The sequence below is a fragment of the Candidatus Zixiibacteriota bacterium genome (genome assembly GCA_022865345.1).
Classification (GTDB): domain Bacteria; phylum Zixibacteria; class MSB-5A5; order MSB-5A5; family RBG-16-43-9; genus RBG-16-43-9.
Window position 1 is genome coordinate 1 of record JALHSU010000009.1, and the last position, 4,161, is coordinate 4,161.

General features: G+C 45.0%; 4 protein-coding genes. All 4 read left to right on the forward strand.

What is annotated here, in order from left to right:
• The coding region (locus tag MUP17_00455; GenBank protein ID MCJ7457450.1) for a replication-associated recombination protein A at nt 1-881 on the forward strand (881 nt) is incomplete at its 5' end.
• A gap of 130 nt (nt 882-1,011) precedes the next feature.
• Nucleotides 1,012-2,289 (forward strand): asparagine synthetase B, encoded by a 1,278-nt coding sequence (locus MUP17_00460; GenBank protein MCJ7457451.1) that lies wholly within the window; start codon nt 1,012-1,014, stop codon nt 2,287-2,289.
• A gap of 324 nt (nt 2,290-2,613) precedes the next feature.
• Nucleotides 2,614-3,855 (forward strand): efflux RND transporter periplasmic adaptor subunit, encoded by a 1,242-nt coding sequence (locus MUP17_00465; protein MCJ7457452.1) that lies wholly within the window; start codon nt 2,614-2,616, stop codon nt 3,853-3,855.
• 1 nt (nt 3,856) lies between these two features.
• Nucleotides 3,857-4,161, forward strand: a 305-nt coding sequence (locus tag MUP17_00470; protein MCJ7457453.1) for an ATP-binding cassette domain-containing protein, incomplete at its 3' end; no start/stop codon positions are given.

Below are 4,161 nucleotides of genomic sequence, written 5' to 3' on the forward strand. Positions count from 1 at the left end.
CAAAGGTTTATACCTTAAATCCTTTAACTGAGGAAGACCTTAAGGAAATCGTAAATCGAGCTTTGACTGATAAAGAACAAGGTCTGGGGAATTTAAAAGTAAACCTGGAGGAAAAAGCCAAGGATTTTATCGTCCAGATGGCAAATGGCGATGCCCGGGTGGCTCTGAACACTCTTGAATTTGCTGTGATGACTACCTCACCAGATGAAAAGGGAGTAAGGAACATAACCTTACAGATAGCCCAGGAGGCGATGCAGAAAAAGGCTTTAGTTTATGATAAAGCCGGTGAGGAGCATTATAATATAATCTCAGCTTTGCATAAAAGCTTAAGAGGCTCAGATCCGGATGCTGCTTTATACTGGCTTGGTCGGATGCTTGCTGGCGGAGAAGACCCTCTTTATATCGCCAGAAGGTTAATCAGGTTTGCCACAGAAGATATTGGAAATGCAGACCCCCAGGCTCTGCAGGTTACCATTGCTGCTAAGGAGGCATATCATTTCCTGGGAACGCCTGAAGGTGAGTTAGCCTTAGCCCAGGCAGTGGTCTATTTAGCTACAGCTCCAAAGAGTAATGCCATCTACACTGCATTTTCAAAAGTGGAGAAAGAAATCCAGGAGACCCAGGCATTGCCTGTTCCTTTGGATATCCGCAATCCTGTTACCGGATTGATGAAAGATTTGGGTTATGGCAAAGATTACAAATATCCTCACGACTTTCCTGGTCATTTCGTAGATGAAGAGTATCTGCCGGATAACCTGAAAGGAAGAAGATATTACGAGCCCACGGATTTTGGATTTGAAAAAGAGATTAAAAAAAGAATCGAGTGGTGGAGGAAAAAGAAAGAGGAGTTGAAGAAAGGTAAGGGAAAAAATCCATCGTAGTCGCTCGATTTATCGAGCAGGTAGTTGCCTGATTTATCAGGCATAAAAGACGCCCAATAAATTGGGCAACTACAAATTTGTCCTTCGTAGCGCGACCCTCACAGGGTCACTCAACATAACGGGTGTCGCAATGATAAGAAAAATTTTAATATCTCTTTCTATTTTCATTTTTGCCTTAATTCTTTCCTTTGGACTCTCCCAGGCTCAAAAGATTCTAATCCCCATGGATTTATCCCAGACCGACCATCTTAAAGCCTACGGGGTGGCTTATTGGTGCTTGAAACAGGGGTACAACGTGGAATGGCTTTTGAACTACAGGGACGGTTCCTTTATGACTGAATATCATGAGGATATGGCTGATCGCTGCAGACTGCAGGGTGTATCTTTTGAAAAAATCGATATGTCTCAGGCTGGGGCGATTTATAAAGAGATAGAAGAAAATAACATGGACGTAGTCTTACTGGAAAAAGCTCCTGCTATCGCAGTGTATGTGCCCCCTAATAAGGAGCCCTGGGATGATGCTGTCAGACTGGCTTTAGCTTACGCGGAGATTCCCTACAAGACCTTATGGGATACCGAGGTTTTGAAGGGTGACCTGGAGAAATACGATTGGCTGCATCTTCATCATGAGGATTTCACAGGCCAGTACGGGAAATTTTACTTCTCTTTCAGAAATGAGCCCTGGTATAAAGAGGAACAGGCAACCTGCGAAACCATTGCCAGGAAATTAGGATTTAAAAAGGTGTCTGAGGAGAAAAAGGCGGTTGCCAGAGCCCTGAAGGACTACGTTTCCCGGGGAGGGTTCCTGTTTGCCATGTGCTCTGCTCCGGAGACTATGGACATAGCCTTAGCTGCGGAAAATGACGATATCGTTCCGCGGGAATTCGACGGTGACCCGCCTGATCCTGATTGTCAGAAGAAGTTGGATTATTCGAAAACCTTTGCTTTTACAGATTTCACCGTATCTTTAGACCCGCCGGAATATAAACACTCTGATATAGACACCTATTTGGACCGGCTCGTCTGGGGAATTAATTCGCAGAATGACTATTTTACCCTGTTCGATTTCTCTGCCAAATTAGACCCGGTTCCCTCGATGTTAGTCCAGGATCATGTGAACGTGGTCCGGGGTTTTATGGGACAGACCACCGCCTTTAGAAAATCACTTTTAAAAAAGTATGTAACCGTCCTGGCGGAAGTAGAGGGACAGGATGAGGTAAGATATATCCACGGAAATTTCGGCAGAGGCACCTTCACCTTCTTCTCCGGACATGACCCAGAGGATTATGAACACCGGGTAGGCGACCCACAAACAGACTTAAGCCTGCATAAGAACTCTCCTGGCTATCGCTTAATCCTTAACAACATCCTCTTCCCTGCCGCCAAAAAGAAGGAAAGAAAAACCTGATTATTTGTGATAGGGGAAACTCGACTCAGAATCAGTCTATCTGACTCTCAAAAAATGGTAAGTCATGCATTCTTGCCTTACAGCGGCAAAACCCTTGATGCAGCCTCCTCTTTTTATGCAAAAAATAAGACATAGGATGTCCTCTTAATTGAATTTTTTCACTGTCAGAAAGATTATAAAAAAAATTTGAACCTGCGTAATATAATTAAACCTTTTACTTTCAATCTGTGTCAAATTTTTTGTGTGAAGTGTATCTCTACTTCTGTTTGAAAAAGCACTTTAGTAAAAACCCTGCTTGATTTTGAAAAGGAGAAAGGAAATCCTATGAGAAAAATTTTTATCTTAATCCCTGTTTTAGTTCTGATAATTTTATTCTTCTTCTTATTTTTCAGGGGAAGCAGTAAAAAGACCGAAGCTAAGTTCACCACGGCCGAGGTGCAAAAAGGGGATATCTCTATTTTGGTTACTGCCACCGGAGCTGTGCAGGCAGTAACCACGGTTCAGGTGGGAAGCCAGGTCTCCGGGACCATCTCAGCTCTTTATGCTGATTTTAACGACCGCGTGAAGAAAGGGCAGGTCCTCGCCCAATTAGACCCTACTTTTCTAAAGGCTCAAGTCGCCCAGGCTCAAGCGGATTTAGAAAGAGCCAAAGCCTCGGCCGAGCTTTCTAAGAAAGAATATGAGCGCACCCAATCCTTATTCCAGCAGAATATGGTCTCGGTATCAGATAGAGACGTTGCCCAGACCAATTATGAGCTGGCACAAGCTGATGTGAAATCTTCCCAGGCTAATTTAGACCGGGTTAAAACCAATCTTGAATATGCCACCATAACCTCGCCCATAGACGGAGTTGTCATTTCCAGAAACGTGGATGTGGGGCAGACCGTAGCAGCCAGCCTGCAGGCGCCAACCCTTTTCACCATAGCCCAAGACCTGACAAAAATGGAAGTCGATGCCAGCATAGACGAGGCAGATATAGGAAAAATAAGAGATGGTGAGCAAGTGCTTTTCACAGTGGACGCTTATCCTGACCTGTCGTTTAAGGGAACTGTAAGCCAGATAAGACTTTCTCCCCAGGTAGTGCAGAATGTTGTATCTTATGACGTGATTATAGAGGTCCCAAACCCGAATCTTCTTTTGATGCCCGGGATGACCGCTAACGTGACTATCCTAGTGGATGAAAGACAGGATGTACTCAAAGTCCCTGCAGGGGCTTTGCGCTTTCGCCCCTCCACATCTGGGAAGAAGTCTTTTTCCCAGATGAGAGGGGGGGCCCAGGGGTCTCAGGCAGCGCAGCATTTGGACAGTAGTTCTGCCAGAACCAATTCGGCCGGCTCAAGAAGACCAGGCCAGAGTATTTTATGGATTTTAAGCCCCCAGGGAAAACCAGAGCCGATCCCGGTTCAGGTCGGGATCTCTGACGGCAGCTTCACCCAGGTTATATCGGACAGCCTTAAAGAGGGACAGAAGATCATTACCGCGGAAAAGGGCGCAGAACTCACCACCAATAATAACCAGCAGGTTAATCCCTTTGTTCCCAGGTTCGGTGGAGGAGGAAGGAGATAGCATGGAGCAGGTCATCTTTACGGAGCATCTGGTCAAAATCTATAAACTCGGGGATTACGAGATTCACGCCTTAAGGGGGATTGATCTGTCCATTGAAAAAGGCGCTTTTGTCGCCATAATGGGACCATCTGGCTCAGGAAAATCGACCTTAATGCATATCTTGGGCTGTTTAGATCGACCCACTAAAGGGAACTATTTCCTTGAAGGTAAAGATATATCTTCTTTAGATAGAAATAGCTTAGCCGGGATTAGAAATCAGAAGATCGGTTTCGTGTTTCAGTCTTTCAATCTTCTGTCCCGAACTAC

Coding starts and splice junctions, on each gene's coding strand:
- MUP17_00460 (MCJ7457451.1), top strand. CDS start 1,012: ATGATAAGAAAAATTTTAATATCTCTTTCTATTTTCATTTTTGCCTTA.
- MUP17_00465 (MCJ7457452.1), top strand. CDS start 2,614: ATGAGAAAAATTTTTATCTTAATCCCTGTTTTAGTTCTGATAATTTTA.